Raw genomic sequence first — 16,703 nt, 5'->3', positions numbered from 1 at the left:
ACCGCCCCCTCTGTGACCCCGTCGAGAGAACGTCCAGTTGAACAGCTCAACCCCTAGACCCACCGTGCTGGTGGTCGACGATATGCCGACCAATCTGCAGCTGATAAGTGAACTGCTACGCGAGCTTTATCACGTCAGAATTGCGACCAGCGGTGCCCAGGCGTTGCAGATCGTCGATCGGGCGAAACCGGATCTGATCCTGCTGGATGTGATGATGCCCGATATGGATGGTCATGAGGTCTGTCGTCGTCTCAAGGCTGATCCCAAGACATGTGATGTGCCGATCTTGTTTCTGAGCGCCCGCAATCACGACGAAGATGAATGCCTGGGGTTCGAGCTTGGAGCGACTGACTACCTGTTCAAGCCGATCAACCCGCCCATCCTGCTGGCGCGGGTGCAGACACAGTTGCGCCTGAAGGCGACAACGGACCTGTTGCGCTCGCAGAATACGTATCTCGATCAGGAAGTACTGGCACGAACCCGGGAGCTGCAAGCCACCCATGACGTGACCATCCTCGCCCTCGCTTCATTGGCCGAGACTCGCGACAACGAAACCGGCAATCACCTGCGACGCACGCAGCACTACGTCCGGTTGCTGGCCGAGAAACTGCGCGATCACCCACGATTCAGTCTGTATCTGAATGATAAAAACATTGAGCTGATGTTCAAGTCGGCACCGCTGCACGATATCGGCAAGGTCGGTATTGCTGACCATATCCTGCTCAAGCCGGGGCGCTTTGAGCCTGCCGAGTTCGAAATCATGAAGACCCACGCCCGGCTGGGTTATCAGGCGTTGGTGCATGCCGAGGAAATGTTGGGCGCGCAAGTGCCTTTCCTGCGCATCGCCAAGGAAATTGCCCTGTGCCATCACGAAAAATGGGATGGCAGCGGTTACCCCAATGGCCTGGTCGGTGACGCCATTCCTGTCAGCGCCCGCCTGATGGCGGTCGCCGATGTCTATGACGCGGTCATTAGCCGGCGGGTGTACAAGTCAGAGATGAGCCATGAGACGGCAGTCGCGATCATCCGCGACGGCGCCGGTCAGCATTTTGATCCAGATGTGGCGGCAGCCTTCATTGCCCTCGAAAAAGGGTTCGAAAAAATCGCCGAGCGCTACGCCGACACCCCAACCGAGGAGCCCCTTGACGCCATGGCCGGTTAACCGCTGGCGAGCAATGGTAGATGCAAGACAAAAGGTGCCGGCTGTTACATCGGAGTAAAGATCATGAGCTGGGTCGTTAACCTGCGTGGACTTCTGGTGCTCGGTAATGAACTGGTCTCAAATGAGCCTGCAAGAAGGCTCGGCTGTTCCAGTAACGCCACGTGTGCAGTTTTGCGATCAGCATTTAAGCCGTGAAAACACAGTGGCAGTTATTTTCGGCACCTGTTCCACGAAGATGTTGGCCAAAGCAAAGAATGACCGCTTAACTCTAGAGGTCGACGACACGTCTTCGACTTACCTTTTTGCCTCATACAGATGGTCGACATGGGTCAACTGCTAATTGATGAACATCTGGTATTCGACGAGAACAACTTTCTGTTATTTCGCGTTGAATCTGCCAATGAGGAGCCTTTGCGCATAGGTGCAATCGCCAGCCGATGCCTGGCCATGCTGCTCAGGTCGGGTGGGGAGGTGGTGCGCAAGCGCGAACTGATGGCCGGGGCATGGGGGCAATACGGCCTGGAAGTGACCGACAACAGCCTGGCCCAGGTTGTCCGGCAATTGCGCCTGGCGCTGGAGAAACTGCAGCCCGATCGCGAATTCATCCAGACCTTGCCACGCATAGGTTACAAACTCGCCGATGGCGTGAGAGTCGAGGAGTTACCAGCCACTGCGAATGCGGCGTCTGCCCCGCGTGCGGCTGAGCCTGACAGCGAGGCGCCCGCCCCCGCTACGTCTCCTGTATCGACCCTGGCCGATGCAGAGGACGAACCCGTCGAACCGCCACCATTCATGGCAATGCCGGCGTCAGCTGATCCAGATTCGGGGGCGCTGCCCGTGCACTCGATAACATTACCAAGGCGTTGGGGGCTGTGGCTCGCACTACCCCTTTGGGGCGTATTGGCATTTCTGTTGGGAAAAATCTGGCTGGCACCGACTCTTGAGGTGGTACCGCCAGCGTTCGACGCGCCCGTAATGATGGAGGATGTGCATGTGCATCTGTCCACTCTAGAGCCACAACCCCCGGAGGCGTTACACCTGAAGCTGATGGTTCAGCACAGCCGGAAACTGGCGGAGCATTTGGGCATTTCGGCGCAAAACATCCACCTATACTTGTTACCGTCGCGTCGTGGGGCAGATCAGATTCTTTGCGATGGCGAGCTGGAAACAGCGAGTAGTCGCTGCATTGGCGTACAACAACATGACTAGACGTGCCGCAAACGCAGGTTGGTGCCTGGCCTTCGCACTCGTTGGTCTGTTGGGTGTGGCACTGGGGCGCCTGTCGGGTGAGAACCTGGCGAACCTGGACCTTTGGTGCGCCGGAGAGAGCGCACATCAAGTGCCATCCCCATCGCGCCCTTCATGGCTGACGACGCGTTACAGACTGGACTTGAGACCCTCCGGGCTCAGCCATATGCGCATGGTGGCCCAACTGATCGATGCCAACTCCGGGGCGGATATGGGCACCCTGCGCCGCAACAGCGCCTTTCGAGTGCAAATACAGGGGCACCGTTTGCAGGTCAAAGTTGAACGCAACGCCAAAGGCGAAACGGACAGTACGACTCCTGAACTGACGAACACACTGGGCCTGTTTATTTTCCGGCCGGACAGCAGCCTGAGTTACTGGATGCGATCGTTGTCCGAGACGCGTTACCTGTTCGATGATGGCAATGACATGTTCATTCTGTGCAGTAAACGGTGACACCGGCGAACGTCATCGTTCAGGACCACAAACACACCTAATCTCTTGATACAGGGGAAACGGGATGACTGAAAAAACAGCGCACCAATGCTGGTCATGGGTCCTCCCCTCCCTGCTCGCCATCAGCCTCGTGCTGACCGCAGGATGTGCAGGCAAAGCGTCCAGTCATCGCAATTCGACCGCAAGCACAGGCTCCAATTGCTATGCAAAAGCGCTACCCACTGTTGGCGAGGGCGGCTTGGCGTGGGGCTCCACCCTGAGCATTGCTCGCAAAAAATCCCTGGATAACTGCATACGCTATGCCGGCCGCTCCGGAGGCACACCGGACACCTGCAAAGTGGTGATGGCGGAGTGCAAAAATCAATAGGGGGTAGTGAAACCCCTTGAGCGAAAGCAGGCGCTGACAACGAACCCGGCCGTTCCACAGTGGTCACAACAAGTGATGGCATCGCGCCTTGGGTTTCCTGTATTCCAGCGCGACGCTTGCGATCCACACATTTCAGGGTGCGCCGGATAACTTCAGTCGGTTCGGTTCCTGTCTGACACAGGCGCTGACTGCTGCTCTGATCCAATGCTCCCCTCTCGGAGTACGGAAATGACTCAATCAATGCGCTTCTTTCTATCGATCTTCCTCGCGTTAGCTACATTGGCCTCGACGAGCCTGTTGAACAGTGCAAGTGCAGAAACCGCAGAGGATCTGAATAAAGACTCTCTGCAAGCATTGGATATGCTCTACAAGGCCAATCCAACAGCCAAATCCATCTCGCAACAAGCCAAGGCCGTGCTGGTCTTCCCCAAAATCATCAAGGCGGGCCTGGTATTCGGCGGCAGCTATGGCGAAGGCGTATTAATGAAGGGTAAGACCGTCGTGGACTATTACAACTCCGTCAGCGGGTCATGGGGACTACAGGCGGGCGCCCAGTCCTATGGCTATGCAGTATTTCTGATGAATGATAAAGCGCTGAAATACATAGCTGAAACCAAGGGTTGGGAAGTTGGCGTGGGGCCAACCGTGGTTGTGGTGAATGAAGGGATTGCGAAGAACCTGTCCAGCTCTACGCTGAAAGACGATGCGTATGCGTTCATCTTCGACCAGCAAGGGTTAATGGCCGGGGTCAGCATCGAAGGCTCGAAAATTTCCCTGATCAAACGCTAAAAGCGGCCGTTTGGTTAGGCAAATGAAGCACCCCATCGGTTGCCTCCAACCGTTGGGGTGCAGCCCATTAAGTGGAAGCCATCAAGTGCGGCCCACGGAACCTGTGACCGGTAGGTTGCCCAGCAACTTGAGCCCCGTGGTTTTCACGAAAGCGTCATAGTCCATCGGTCTCTCAATACGGGTTTCTGCATTGGGTAGCACGTACGCCCAGGCACGCTGGGACGATGCGTCGTAGACCAGCTTGAACAGGCGCGTCGGCACCCAGACCTTGTTGTTGCCAATGGTGGTGTGACCCGGGTCAAACAGCGGACCGGTAAACACATAAACATTGCCCTCGGCGCGCTTGGCGAACTTCCTGACGTCAGACTCGACCTTGCTCCAGATCTTCCGGTTGTTGGTAGGGTCTTGCGGCACCATGTTCGACAGCGCAAAGGATTGGGCCATTGCATTGGGGTTCGGTGCATCGGCTGCAGGGGATTGATGACCGCGGTCCACCGCCGGATGTTGGCTACGGTAGTCGCTCAACTCTGCCCGTCCACTCTTGGGAATGCGTGGGTCCGGATAGAACTGGTTGGTGCGCTCCTCCCCTTTGGCATCCTGAAGCTGGGCGGCATTAAGACGCTCGACGACTACCAGTGGCGTCTTGCTGGTCTGCGAGTACAGCACCGCGAAGTGGTCGGAACACAGGGCCAAGGGGTTCATGGTTGCTGGCACAGTGGCCATGTTGATCGGTTTGGCTGCCGGGAACAGATCTGCACAGCCGTCGAACGATGCCTGCTTCTGCTTGTTTGAATAAAGGTCCAGCGCCGCGTTCTGGCTGATCGAGCCCGAGCGGGACGATTGTTCCTGTTGCTGGGTGGGCGGCTTGATGAGATCCAGCAAGCTGCGGGCTTCTGCCCCGGTCGAGAGCAAAACAAGGGCCGACAGCCCAACTGCAATTTTGCGTAGGTACATGCGTTAGATCTTCGAATGGGATTGAGAGGTAAACGTACGGCGGTCCCGATTCACGGAACCAGGTGCAGGCGGTTGCTGGTTATATTGCGGGGTACATGCTTTCACTGTCCTTGATCAAAATACCGGGGCGGATCCGGTTGGCGCCGAAAGTACGACCGCTGAAGGCCGTGCGGGGTTTATTGACCCTCACAACCCCTTTTAGTGCAGAGCGGCGGCTGCATTCTACTCGCAGATTCGAAACCCATAACTTTCTGCGACCTATCACATTCGCTCTCATTACGTTACTGCGCCTGAAAGGTTTGCAAGTAAGCCAGCAGATTGTCGATCTTTTCCGGATCGCTGAGCCCCCAGAAAATCATGCGGGTACCGGGGACCACTTCTTTCGGTGCTTCGAGGTACGCGGTCAGTGTTTCGCGGGTCCAGACGATATCGGCGGATTTCATGGCGTCGGAATACTGATAATCCGTAGTGCTGCCCGAATGTCGGCCAAAGATGCCGTTGAGCTGCGGACCAAATGAACCACGTGCCGATTCTCCGACCTGGTGGCAACCCCCGCAGATCCGTTTGAACAGTGTCGCACCCGCTTCAGCATCGCCGGCCGCGTGTGCCGGGAGGCTGAACAAACCTGCATTGAGAAAACAGGTGAAGGTGATGAATACGGCGGATTGCTTCATGTTCTGTTCCCGAACTTGTAGAGCCTGGCGCGAGTGAATCAATGGGCGCCTACTTGCAGACGCAAAAGTCTACGTAAAGAATGGCGGTCTTCGTAGCCCGACGCATCAGCGCCTGACAAACACTTCACTGGAGACAGCCGTGCCACCCCTGACTGCCCGCGAGGTTTACCAGACATTGCGTGACGCCGCCCTGGGCATTCACCCTTTGCGACGCCTCGATAAACCCTCCGGCGCCGGCCAGGTGCAGGTCGACATCGAGGGCTGGCAGCTAACTCTCGACGTCGATGGCGTCCATGTGCGCCACTGCCAACGCTGCCACAGCCCCGACGGCCGCGAGGGTGATCTCGACAGCTGGCAACGTTACGGCACCGACCCGGTCAGTTTTCTCAGCGCGTGGGAGCTGGCGCAGATTGAGCGGCTGCTGACCGGGCAAACGCCACCGATGGAAAAGCCCGGTTAAACCGTGATGCCGATCAGTTAAGCCAGCTACGGATTGTGTCGTTCTTTCTGCGCTTTCTGCTGGATCACTTGGCTGGTTTACGTCGAGCCGCCGCCCGCGACAGGTTTAGCGCCACGGCGGCACCAATCAGCGCCTTCAACGCTTTGTCATCCAGCGTTTCACCCTCATGCACATCAATGGCACGTCGGGTATTGCCTTCGAGACTGGCATTGAACAAACCTGAAGGGTCCGCCAGCGAGGCGCCCTGGGCGAAGGTCATTTTGACGACGCTCTTGTACGTCTCTCCGGTGCAGAGGATGCCGGCGTGAGACCACACTGGTACGCCTCGCCACTTCCATTCCTCGACCACGTCGGGGTCGGCCTGGTGGATCAGCGTTCGGATGTGACCGAGCATCTCGCCCCGCCAATCATCCAGCGCCTTGATTCTCGCGTCTATCAGTTGCGAGGCCGCGTCTTGCGCCTCTGCAGACGTCGTGTCCTTATTCATCAGAGTGATCACCTTCTTCATGAGGGTTTTGACCCGCCTCATGATAGTTGTCGCTTGCTCATCACTCGAGTGTCACTGACTGACGGCGCCCACATCAGGCTCGCACCGCGGACAACGTTTCCTCTGCTCCCGGCTTAATGCCAAAATGCAACGCTCAGGTCACCCGTCCAGCCCCTGTCGCGTAATGCAGTGCAACGAGAATCGATATGAACGCCCATTTTCAGATAAGTGATGCCCCTGAATCCCACGTCTCCCATCAGCAGCCGGCGGTAACAGCATGATTGAGGTCACTGAGGTTTCCATTGCGCAACTGCGTGCTGCGCTCGAATCCGGCCAGACAACGGCGGTCGAGTTGGTGCAGGCTTATCTCGCCAGGATCGATGCCTACGACGGTGCCGACACCCCTACCGCGCTCAACGCGGTCGTGGTTCAAAACCCCGACGCGCTCAACGAAGCGCAGGCATCCGATGCCCGCAGGGCCAAAGGTGAGACGATGGGGCCGCTCGATGGCATCCCCTACACAGCGAAGGACAGTTATCTGGTGAAGGGGCTGACCGCTGCGTCTGGAAGCCCCGCCTTCGCCAACCTCATCGCTTATCGCGATGCGTTCACCATCGAACGCCTGCGCGGTGCCGGCGCCATCTGCCTGGGCAAGACCAACATGCCGCCCATGGCCAACGGCGGTATGCAGCGCGGGGTCTATGGCCGCGCCGAGAGCCCGTACAACGCTGACTACCTCACCGCACCGTTCGCCTCGGGTTCCTCCAACGGTGCCGGTACGGCAACCGCCGCCAGTTTCGCCGCGTTCGGCCTCGCGGAAGAAACCTGGTCGAGTGGACGCGGTCCCGCCTCGAACAATGGTTTGTGTGCCTATACGCCATCGCGCGGGGTGATTTCGGTGCGCGGCAACTGGCCGTTGACACCGACCATGGACGTGGTCGTGCCGTTTGCCAGAACCATGGCGGACCTGCTGGAGGTGCTCGACGTGGTGGTGGCCGAAGACCCGGACACACGCGGCGATCTGTGGCGGATGCAACCCTGGGTGCCGATTCCGAGTGTCACCTCGGTCCGTCCTGCCTCTTATCATGAACTGGCCGCGCAACCCGAGGCAATCGCCGGCAAGCGTTTCGGCGTACCGCGCATGTACATCAATAAAGACCTCGAGGCAGGCACCAGCGAGGCGCCGGGTATCGGCGGGCCAACGGGGCAGCGAATCAACACCCGTGCCTCGGTGATCGGTCTGTGGGAAGCGGCTCGCCAGGCGCTCGAAGCGGCCGGCGCAGAAGTGATCGAAGTCGACTTTCCGCTGGTTTCCAATTGCGAAGGCGACCGTCCGGGAGCGCCGACCGTGTTCAATCGCGGCATCGTGTCCAAAGAGTTCCTTCACCATGAGTTGTGGGACCTGACGGCCTGGGCGTTCGATGACTTCCTTCAGGCCAATGGCGATCCGAAGTTGAACCGCCTGGTCGACGTCGACGGACCGCTGATTTTCCCCCACGACCCCGGCACGCTGCCCAACCGCGAAGGAGACCTTGCGGCCGGCATGGATGAGTATGTGCGGATGGCGGAGCGCGGCGTCACGGCGTGGAACCAGATCACCACGGTGCCTGATGGCTTGCGTGGGCTCGAACACACGCGGCGTATCGACCTTGAAGAGTGGATGGATCGCTTGGGGCTCGATGCAGTGCTGTTCCCGACGGTCGCCGATGTGGGTCCGGCGAACGCCGATGTCGATCCGGCGTCTGCGGACATCGCGTGGAGTAACGGCATCTGGGTCGCCAATGGCAACCTTGCCATCCGCCACCTGGGAGTGCCCACGGTCACCGTGCCGATGGGCGTGATGCCGGACATCGGCATGCCCGTCGGGCTGACCTTCGCCGGTCGCGCCTATGACGATTCGTCGCTGCTGCGCCTGGCATCGGCGTTTGAAGCGACCGGGTCAAAACGCTTGATCCCGCCGCGTACCCCGCCACTGCCGGGTCAGCCGTAAACGTGGATCGGGATTGGGGCGTTGCTCGCTCCAATCCCGGTCAACGAATTAGCCCTTGGCTGCCATTGCGGTGACTTCCACACGCATGCCTTCGACCGCCAGAGCGGCCACACCCACAGCAGCGCGAACCGGCCACGGCTTGGCGAAGAAGCGCTTATAGACTTCGTTGAATGCAGCGCGGTCGGCCATGTCGGTGAGGTAGATGGTCAGGTGCAACACTCGATCCATGGAACTACCGGCGCGCTCCAGTGCAACTTTGAGCGCCTGCAGCGTGCATTCGCTCTGCTCGACGATCCCACCCAATTCCAGACTGCCGTCAGCGCGGGTGGGGATCTGCGTGGAGACCAGCAGGCCGCCGAAACCGGCGACGTCGGAGGAGATGGAATCCTGGTCCGGGTCAGGGGTGAATGTGATGTCTTGGTTGGCCATGGGGATCTCGTACTTGAGTGATTAGGGCTGTCGCGTATCAGGCGCGCAGTTTACAACCCCACGGCGCAATGCTGTTCATGATCGAGTCGAGAAGTTCGGCGCGATCACCTAGTTCGGATCCAGCAACCCGCCGCTCCAGTTGCGCGAAACCCGGCTGCCGGTGAATTTCGCTACCACCATGCCCAGAGGCACCAGCCGATCCCGATAGCGGGTCACCATGCGCCCCGCTTGCTCGGCCACCAGCACCACTTCGGAAGACGGATCGCCCGGTCGCCGAAGAATCCGCGCAAACCGCTGCCCTTCTTCGACGAAATCGCCGAGCTCTTTTTCAAAGATCAGCACGCCGGGATGCGGCGCCAGAATGGTTTCCATGTGGCCCATTTCCATCGCCTCGACGGGCCAGTCAGCGGGGGCCTGCGCCCCATCAATTACTCCGCAACCGCACAGCCACACGTACAATCCCTCGGCATCCTGCTCGGCAAACCGGTCACTGACATCGCCCTGCCCGCGTAGCTCCAGCGTTGCGGCCATGCGCTGGTCGGTGGCGCCGTCGCGCAGCCACGGCGCAATGATGGTTTCTTCAAAGGAGCCATCGCCGCCGTCATCCCAGATGATCGCCACGTCCATCTTCATTGCGGCGGCCAGTTCGCGGCCACGAGGCCAGAAACAGCGGTGAACGTAGAGGTAGGGCAACGCTTCGTCATCGGTGTGCAGGTCGAGCATCACATCCGCCGGGGCCGCCAGTTGCACCAGTTTTTTTTGCCATTCCTGAACGTTGGTCGACGGTTGGGCCATGGCGGCCGACTGGTCGAACGAGCGGTTGAAGTTATGCCCGGTGGCGTCGTGAAAACGACCGAGAATTCGCCCCTGGCGAAACTGCCCGATGCCCAGCGGATTGGCTTGCGGCACCACCGTCACACGGCCGTTGAGCCGACCGTGGGCCTCGGCGATCGCAAGCTTTTGCATCAGCAGATGCAGCACCAGCATCCCGGCGATTTCATCGGCATGTACCCCGGCCTGCAAATGCACTTTCGGCCCGCTGTCATTGCCCTCGAAGCGCCACGCACTGACCTGCACCGGGTCGCCGTTGTTGTTGCGAACACTGAACGAAACATCCTGCGCCATCTGCTTGTCCTCCCGCGTCACGAACGTTTAAAACCGAAACATTGCCATGGCCGAGACTGGAGATTGAACGCACGTTCAACTAAGCTCGCCAACCAGGCAACACACCCAAGGATTCCCGTGTGACAACTGCTCCTGCAAAAAACCGCCGCGCTGAGCCCGACGAGCGTCGCGAAATGCTCGTGGCCGCCACCCTGCGCTGCCTGGTGCGCGACGGTCACGCCGGCATTTCCGTGCGCCGCATTGCCACCGAGGCCGGGGTGTCCGTGGGGCTGCTCAATCACCATTTCGGCAGCATCGATGCGTTGATCGCCGACACCTACCAAAAGATCGCCAGCGAACTGACCACCGCCCTGCTCCAGGAAATCCAGCAAGCCGGCACGCCTGCGCAAAAGATGGATGCATTCCTCACCGGCTCCTTCTCGCCTCGGGTCATGGACCCGCAATTGCTCGGGGTCTGGGTGGTGTTCTGGAGCCTGATCCGGCACTCCGAACACGTCAGCCAGTCCCACGAAAAAAGCTATCGTGCCTACCTCGACCTGCTCCGCCAGTTGCTGGATGACATGGCGGCCAGCGAAGGGTTCGTGATCCACGACACGCGCCTGGCTGCCATCGGACTATCGGCGATGCTCGACGGACTCTGGATCGAGTGGTGCCTGAACCCCGAAACCTTCAGCCCCGCCAATGGCCTCCATATCTGTCGGTGCTGGATAAAGGGGCTGCGACACGGAGCATTCAGCACCGACGACGTCTTGTGAGGGGTGTCGCCCGAAGATCATCGCCAGGGTGCCACTGACCGCGATCAGCCCGGCACCGACCATCAGCGACACGTCCATCAGCGTGCCCCAGATCAGGCTCGACAGCAGGAATGCCCAGATCAGCCCGGTGTATTCGAACGGTGCCAGCAAGGTTGCAGTGGCCCGCTGAAAACTGGCGAACAGCAGAAACTGGCCGATACCGCCGACCAGCCCGGCACCGAGCATCCCCAGCCAGGCCGGGGTCGGCGCTGGGGTGTAGGTCCAGGGCAACGCAATCGTCATGCAAATCACAAACACCACGTTGGTGATCAACATCTGCTCCAGCACGGACGTCTGCTCATCCACCTGACGCAACTGGATGTAGGTGAACGCCCAGCACATCGCCGCCAACAGCGTCAGCACCACCGGCACGGGATCGGTCATATTGCTGGGGCGACAGGCGATGATCACGCCGACAAAACCAATGATCAGGCTGAACCACTGCCAGGCGCTGGCGCGCTCCTTGAGAATCACCGCCGCCAGCACCGTGACCATGATCGGTGCGGAGAAATACAGCGTGGTCATCTCTGCCAGGGTCAGGTCCCGGGCCGCCGTGTAATACAGCACCCAGGCGACAATCGACAGCAGCCCGCGCACCACCAACAAACGGCGACTCGGCGAGCGCCACGCGCGCTGGACCAAGCGCAACCGCCCCACCAATAGACAGGCCAGCACCACCACGAGGGCGCGCCAGAACAGAATGCTGACCACCGAATAATCCGCCACCAACCACTTGATGGCGGCGTCCTGCAACGCCAGGAACGTATAACCCAAGGTGCACAGGCCGATGCCTTGCAACGACCGATCGACGATCCGTGGTGCGTTCATTACATCGACCTGCGCACGGGCGTCCCGCGCCGTTCGGCAAAGGCAAACAGCGCTTCGATCATAAACGTCAGGCAGACATACACGCCGGCCACCAACAACAACGGTTCATACACTTGCAGGGTCTGGGCTCGCACCACGTTGGCGGCACCCAACAGGTCGATAATCGCAATGGTCGAGGCCAGTGCGGTGGACTTCAGCAGCATCACGGTCTCTCCGGCCAGTGTCGGCAACAGCAAACGCAACGCCCTGGGCAAACGCACTCGTAGCAACGACTGGCGCGGGGTCATGCCAAACGCCGAAGCCGCTTCCATTTCACCCTTGGGCACCGCCAGCAGCCCACCGCGTATCACTTCGCCGACATAGGCCCCCACCGACACTACCAAGGCAAACACGATGTACCAGTAACCGTCGCGCAGGTACGGCCAGAGGAAGCTGCTGCGAATCAACGGGAACTGCGCAAACAGGCTGCCGAGGCCGTAGTAGAAAATGTAGATCTGGATCAGCAACGGCGTTCCGCGCGTTACGCTGGTATAGAACAGGCTGACCTTGGCGATCACTTTGTTTTTCGAGATCCGCGCCAACGCCACCAGCACCGCGAGCGCATAACCGAACACGCTGGAAATCAACAAAATGGTGATGGTCGTTTGCAGGCCCCGGCCCAACAGCGCCGCGTATTCAACTATCCACGCTGGAATCATTTCATTCACTCAGCCAAAGGCATCCAGCGACGGATGCGTCGCTCAAGCCGTCCAGACAGGTAGTTGGACGCCAACGTCACCGCGTAATACATCGCCGCGGCAGTGAGGTAGAACAACAGGTAGTGACGCGTGGAACCCGCGCCTTGCTTGGCGGTGTACAGCAGCTCGTTGGTGCCGACCACGCTGATCAATGCACTGTCCTTGATCAGGTTGATCCACAGGTTGGCCATCCCGGCCATGGCGTAAGGCGCCATGATCGGCAGCGTGACCCGCCGGAACAGGCCGAACCCGCTCAAGCCAAACGCCTTGCCCGCCTCGATCTGGCCAAAAGGAATCGCCTGGATCGCTGCCCGAAAGATCTCCGAGGCGTAAGCGCCCTGCACCAGGCCCAGCACCACAATCGCCGCCAGCGGACCGCTGACATTCACGGTGCCGTATCCCATCTGCACCATCAGCGAATTGAGGAGCATGGAGCCTACGTAGTACAGCAGCAGGATCAGCAACAACTCCGGAACCGCCCGGAACAAGGTGGTGTAGCTGCGCATCAGCGCTGCGATCGGTTTGGGCGCACTCAGCTTGAGGCAGGCCACCACCAGCCCGATCATCAGCCCGAGCACAAACGCCCCGGCGGAAATCTGCAGGGTCATCCAGAGCCCCTTCAACAGCGCACTGCCCCATCCCTGCTCACTGAAATTGATCAACTCGAACATTGCCGGCATTTCACTCTCCAGTTAGCGCACTTCACGGCATCACCTGGCCCTTGTAGGAGCCGGGCTTGCCCGCGATGCTTTGTGGCGTATTCAAAGGCCCCATCGCGGGCAAGCCTTGCTCCTACAGGGATTTTTGTTGAGGTCAGAACGCGGGTTTCACGCTGGTACCGAAGTAGTGTTGGGACAGGTCTTCATAGTCCTTGCTCGCCAGCAGGCCCTGAATCGCCTTGTCGAGTTTGGCCTTGAGCTCGGTGTCATCCTTGCGCAGGCCGGCGCCCACACCTTTGCCGAAAATCGGGTCATAAGGCACCGCGCCGAGGTATTCCAGGTTGCTCGCATCCGGTGTCTGCACGAAGGCCGCCATGGCCGTGCCGTCGGCCATCATCAGGTCGATACGACCGGCAATCAGGTCGGCGTTGGCCGAATCCTGGGTGTCGTAATACTTCACGTCAGCGATTTTTTCGTAGTACTGCTTGAGGTAGCTGGCGCTCACGGTGGAGTTCTGCACGCCGATGATCTTGCCCTTGAGATCGTCCGGGTACTTCTTAACGGAAGTGCCCTTGGGCCCGACAATCGCGATCACCGAGTCGTAGTAGGCCTTGCTGAATGCGATCTGTTTTTCGCGTTCTTCAGTCACCGACATCGAGGAAAAAATCACGTCGATCTTCTTCGCCAGCAACGATGGAATGATGCCGTCCCACGCCACTTCCTTGATCTCGCATTCGGCTTTCATTTCGCTGCACAGCTTGTGGATCAGGTCGATTTCAAAGCCTTTCCATTCACCGTTGGCCTGTTTCTCGGTGTACGGTGGATAGGGTTCGGCTGCGACCGCGAACCTGATTGGCTGCGGCTGAGATTGAGCTTGGGCCGCGCTCATCCCGGCCAGCAGTAAGCAGGCTGCGCCGGTAAACCAGTTTGCCAAACGTCGATTTCCCATGATTTTTCCCCGTCTTTTTTTAGATTTATTAGCGAGTCTGATGAGCGTTGACGAATTGTCGGCAACGTTCGCTGCGTGGGTGTACGAACACTTCATCCGGCGAACCGGTTTCCTCGATCAGCCCTTGGTGCAAGTAGGCGACTTTGGACGAGACATCGCGGGCGAAGGCCATCTCATGGGTCACCAGGATCATGGTCCGGCCTTCTTCCGCAAGAGAGCGGATCACCCGCAGCACTTCGCCGACCAGTTCCGGGTCGAGTGCCGAGGTGGGTTCATCGAACAGCATGACCTTGGGCCGCATGGCCAGGGCCCGGGCGATGGCCACCCGTTGTTGCTGTCCCCCGGAGAGAAACGCCGGGTACTCGTTGCGCTTGGCCGCAAGCCCCACGCGTTCAAGCAAGGCTTCGGCCCGTTCAGTCGCCTCGGCACGGCTTTCACGCAAGACCTGGGTCGGCGCTTCGATGAGGTTTTCCAGCACCGTGCGATGGGGCCAGAGGTTGAAATTCTGAAACACCATGCCCAAGCTCGAACGGATCCGCACCAACTGTTTGGCGTCGGACACCAGCGGCGCGCCGGGACGATCATGGTTGAGCTTGATGCTTTCGCCGTCCACCAGAATGCGTCCCCGGTCCGGCACTTCGAGCATGTTGATGCAGCGCAGCAAGGTACTTTTGCCCGAGCCACTGGCGCCGATCAGCGAAATCACATCGCCTTCGCGAGCCGTCAGGGACACACCTTTGAGCACTTCGATATTGCCGAAGCGTTTGTGCAGGCCATCGACTTCGATCATGGTCTTGGACGTGACCGGTGCCACGGTGGCTTGGCTGGTGACGCGACTGATCACAGCGCGTGGCGCTTCACCTTTGAGCACCAGGACAAAATCGCGAATACGCTGGCAAGCCTGGGCCAGTCGTTCTTCACCCAGGGTGAAGGAGAGCCGCACAAAACCTTGCGCCGGCTCGCCAAACGCCGCCGCATCGAGGACTGACACGCGCGCCTCGCGCAGCAGGCGCCAGGCGAACTCCAGCGAGGTCAGCCCGGTGTCACGCACGTCCACCAGCACGAACATGCCGGCATCGGGATTGAGCACTGAAATACCCGGGCAATCCGACAGGCTCGCGACCACCAGATCGCGGCGACGGCGATAGATGTCGCGCATGCCATGAGTCACGTCGTCGTGGGCCTGCACAGCTTTCAGCGCTGCTTCCATGACAAACCCCGGCAAGCCATACAGCATGCTCAGCACCAGGGTTTCAGCGTGAGCGATCAAGGCTTCGTTGGCGACAATCCAGCCGATCCGCCAACCGGTCATGGCATGGGATTTCGACAGGCTGCCGATTACCACGCAGCGCTCGGCCATGCCCGGCAAGGCGGCGAGGCTAAGGTGTTCACGTTCAAATGAAAGGCTTTCGTAGACTTCGTCGACCACCACCCACAGGTCATGTTCGATGGCGAGGTCGGCGATGGCTTGCAGCTCCTCGCGGTTGAGCACCACGCCGGTGGGGTTGTTCGGGTTGGAGAAGAAAATCGCTCGGGTACGCGGGGTGACGGCCTTGGCCAGCACGGCGGCATCGAGCCTGAAACCTGAATCCGCCGAGCATGGCACTCGCACCAGCGTTGCACCGGAGGCTTTGAGCGTCGCCTCGTAGGTCACGTACATCGGGTCCAGGGCGATCACTTCATCGCCGGTGTTGAGCAGGCACATCGAGGTGATGAACAGCGCGTTCTGCGCCCCGGCCGCGACGATTACGTTGGACGCTTGCACCTCACGGTCGAACAGGGGGCTGTAGCGGGTGGCGATGGCTTCGCGAAGGGCCTGACGACCAGCGATCTCGGTGTAGTGGGTGTCGCCCTCGCGCAACGCTTCAATAGCGGCATCGGTGATGAAATCTGGCGTGGGGAAATCCGGGTCACCGACACTTAGGATGATTACATCCTCGCCACGGCGCTGGGCTTCAAAGGCTGCATTGTGAATATCCCAGGCGGCCACACCGTCGCCTGAAATCCGCTCAACAAAGGGTGAAAACCGCATGCCAGTGCCTCGTTCGAATTGAAGAAACGCAAGCCGGCGCAACCAGCCGGGGGAGGTGGCCACCAACATAGTCGAAGCTGAACAGTCGTTCAACAGAAAAGTCGCGATGCTTCGCGTTCAGCTCAAACAGGTCGTTTTCACGACAGTCGCGACGTTTTTCAATTGTAAGGGATCCATGAACCCCACATTCAAAGTCCCAAGTTGACCCCCCGATGCTGTGCTCCCGATCTCTTTCTAGAGCCTGCACGTCATGATGCGACCCGATGCAAAAGTGGAAAAAGTGTATCTGTACCCCAAGCCAGTGGATTATCGAAAATCCATTGACGGTCTCGCTGCCCTGGTCGAGCTAGATATCAAAGTCGCTGTGTTCGACCCGGTGCTTTTCGTCTTTCTGAATCGCCACCGTAATCGAGTGAAAATCCTCTACTGGATGCCAATGAAGAAGTGTTTGCTCCAGCTCCGCGCCGTGGCAAACGCAAGCCACTATCGGCTGATCTGCCGCGTATCGAAGTCATCCACGAACTACCCGAACACGAACTGACCTGTGCCTGCGGTTGCCGCAAAC

Annotated in this window: 17 protein-coding genes and 3 pseudogenes; 10 read left to right on the top strand and 10 right to left on the bottom strand. The window is 59.4% G+C overall.

The annotated features are described in order from the left end of the window. Positions 1-37: 37 nt before the first annotated feature. The 5 genes from AC1DWM_RS23130 to AC1DWM_RS23110 all read left to right on the top strand — a co-directional run bounded on the left by AC1DWM_RS23130 (position 38) and on the right by AC1DWM_RS23110 (position 4,020). Entirely contained in the window at positions 38-1,162 is a 1,125-nt protein-coding gene (locus AC1DWM_RS23130) for a response regulator (RefSeq protein ID WP_477796209.1), read from the top strand. Between the two features lie 324 nt (positions 1,163-1,486). Continuing rightward, complete coding sequence (locus tag AC1DWM_RS23125) at positions 1,487-2,371, top strand: transcriptional regulator (RefSeq protein ID WP_223520333.1); 885 nt, start codon at positions 1,487-1,489, stop codon at positions 2,369-2,371. Beyond that, positions 2,364-2,864, top strand: coding sequence for a hypothetical protein (locus tag AC1DWM_RS23120; RefSeq protein ID WP_477796208.1), 501 nt, complete (start codon positions 2,364-2,366; stop codon positions 2,862-2,864). Before AC1DWM_RS23125 ends, AC1DWM_RS23120 begins: the two co-directional genes overlap by 8 nt. A gap of 64 nt (positions 2,865-2,928) precedes the next feature. Beyond that, positions 2,929-3,231, top strand: coding sequence for a hypothetical protein (locus tag AC1DWM_RS23115; protein WP_223520337.1), 303 nt, complete (start codon positions 2,929-2,931; stop codon positions 3,229-3,231). A gap of 228 nt (positions 3,232-3,459) precedes the next feature. Then, positions 3,460-4,020: a lipid-binding SYLF domain-containing protein gene (locus AC1DWM_RS23110; RefSeq protein ID WP_477796207.1), complete on the top strand. Its 561-nt coding sequence runs from the start codon at positions 3,460-3,462 to the stop codon at positions 4,018-4,020. An 81-nt stretch (positions 4,021-4,101) separates the two neighbouring features. Here the strand turns inward: AC1DWM_RS23110 and AC1DWM_RS23105 are convergent, their stop codons facing one another. Continuing rightward, a complete protein-coding gene (locus AC1DWM_RS23105) occupies positions 4,102-4,974 on the bottom strand; it encodes a DNA/RNA non-specific endonuclease (protein ID WP_223520341.1) in 873 nt (290 codons plus the stop codon). 281 nt (positions 4,975-5,255) lie between these two features. Beyond that, positions 5,256-5,648, bottom strand: a complete 393-nt coding sequence (locus AC1DWM_RS23100; protein WP_223520342.1) for a c-type cytochrome — start codon at positions 5,646-5,648, stop codon at positions 5,256-5,258. A gap of 139 nt (positions 5,649-5,787) precedes the next feature. On the opposite strand from AC1DWM_RS23100, the gene AC1DWM_RS23095 reads away from it, so the two are divergent. Next, entirely contained in the window at positions 5,788-6,108 is a 321-nt protein-coding gene (locus AC1DWM_RS23095; protein WP_223520344.1) for a DUF7693 family protein, read from the top strand. A 64-nt stretch (positions 6,109-6,172) separates the two neighbouring features. Here AC1DWM_RS23095 and AC1DWM_RS23090 read toward each other — a convergent pair whose 3' ends face one another. After that, complete coding sequence (locus AC1DWM_RS23090) at positions 6,173-6,595, bottom strand: DUF1801 domain-containing protein (RefSeq protein WP_477796206.1); 423 nt, start codon at positions 6,593-6,595, stop codon at positions 6,173-6,175. A gap of 277 nt (positions 6,596-6,872) precedes the next feature. Here AC1DWM_RS23090 and AC1DWM_RS23085 point away from each other — a divergent pair, with 277 nt between their 5' ends. Further along, on the top strand, positions 6,873-8,585 hold the full coding sequence (locus AC1DWM_RS23085; RefSeq protein ID WP_477796205.1) for an amidase: 1,713 nt from the start codon (positions 6,873-6,875) through the stop codon (positions 8,583-8,585). A 48-nt stretch (positions 8,586-8,633) separates the two neighbouring features. On the opposite strand, the gene AC1DWM_RS23080 is transcribed toward AC1DWM_RS23085, so the two are convergent. Together AC1DWM_RS23080 and AC1DWM_RS23075 are read right to left on the bottom strand one after the other, a co-directional pair. Then, on the bottom strand, positions 8,634-9,014 hold the full coding sequence (locus AC1DWM_RS23080; protein WP_223520350.1) for a RidA family protein: 381 nt from the start codon (positions 9,012-9,014) through the stop codon (positions 8,634-8,636). Between the two features lie 108 nt (positions 9,015-9,122). Continuing rightward, complete coding sequence (locus tag AC1DWM_RS23075; RefSeq protein ID WP_477796204.1) at positions 9,123-10,139, bottom strand: M14 family metallopeptidase; 1,017 nt, start codon at positions 10,137-10,139, stop codon at positions 9,123-9,125. A gap of 173 nt (positions 10,140-10,312) precedes the next feature. Between AC1DWM_RS23075 and AC1DWM_RS23070 the strand changes: the two are divergent. Further along, positions 10,313-10,798, top strand: a pseudogene (locus AC1DWM_RS23070) (TetR family transcriptional regulator C-terminal domain-containing protein); the annotation flags it as partial. On the opposite strand, the gene AC1DWM_RS23065 reads toward AC1DWM_RS23070, so the two are convergent. The 5 genes from AC1DWM_RS23065 to AC1DWM_RS23045 all read right to left on the bottom strand — a co-directional run bounded on the left by AC1DWM_RS23065 (position 10,754) and on the right by AC1DWM_RS23045 (position 16,138). Next, entirely contained in the window at positions 10,754-11,761 is a 1,008-nt protein-coding gene (locus tag AC1DWM_RS23065) for a DMT family transporter (RefSeq protein ID WP_477796203.1), read from the bottom strand. The pseudogene AC1DWM_RS23070 and the gene AC1DWM_RS23065 overlap by 45 nt on opposite strands. Then, on the bottom strand, positions 11,761-12,459 hold the full coding sequence (locus tag AC1DWM_RS23060) for an ABC transporter permease subunit (protein ID WP_223520355.1): 699 nt from the start codon (positions 12,457-12,459) through the stop codon (positions 11,761-11,763). The genes AC1DWM_RS23065 and AC1DWM_RS23060 overlap by 1 nt, the downstream gene beginning before the upstream one ends. A 5-nt stretch (positions 12,460-12,464) precedes the next feature. Then, positions 12,465-13,178: an ABC transporter permease gene (locus tag AC1DWM_RS23055; RefSeq protein ID WP_007947843.1), complete on the bottom strand. Its 714-nt coding sequence runs from the start codon at positions 13,176-13,178 to the stop codon at positions 12,465-12,467. 133 nt (positions 13,179-13,311) lie between these two features. Then, the gene (locus AC1DWM_RS23050; protein WP_477796202.1) at positions 13,312-14,106 is read right to left on the bottom strand and encodes a transporter substrate-binding domain-containing protein; all 795 of its coding nucleotides are present in this window, start codon (positions 14,104-14,106) and stop codon (positions 13,312-13,314) included. A 28-nt stretch (positions 14,107-14,134) separates the two neighbouring features. Further along, on the bottom strand, positions 14,135-16,138 hold the full coding sequence (locus tag AC1DWM_RS23045; RefSeq protein ID WP_477796201.1) for an aminotransferase class I/II-fold pyridoxal phosphate-dependent enzyme: 2,004 nt from the start codon (positions 16,136-16,138) through the stop codon (positions 14,135-14,137). Positions 16,139-16,388: 250 nt separating this feature from the next. Between AC1DWM_RS23045 and tnpB the strand changes: the two are divergent. Further along, positions 16,389-16,532: pseudogene (gene tnpB / locus AC1DWM_RS23040) on the top strand (IS66 family insertion sequence element accessory protein TnpB); the annotation flags it as partial. Between the two features lie 26 nt (positions 16,533-16,558). After that, positions 16,559-16,703: pseudogene (locus AC1DWM_RS23035) on the top strand (IS66 family transposase); the annotation flags it as partial.

The sequence above is a fragment of the Pseudomonas sp. P4_C8 genome (genome assembly GCF_056401975.1).
This window is presented reverse-complemented; position numbering and strand designations above follow the sequence as displayed.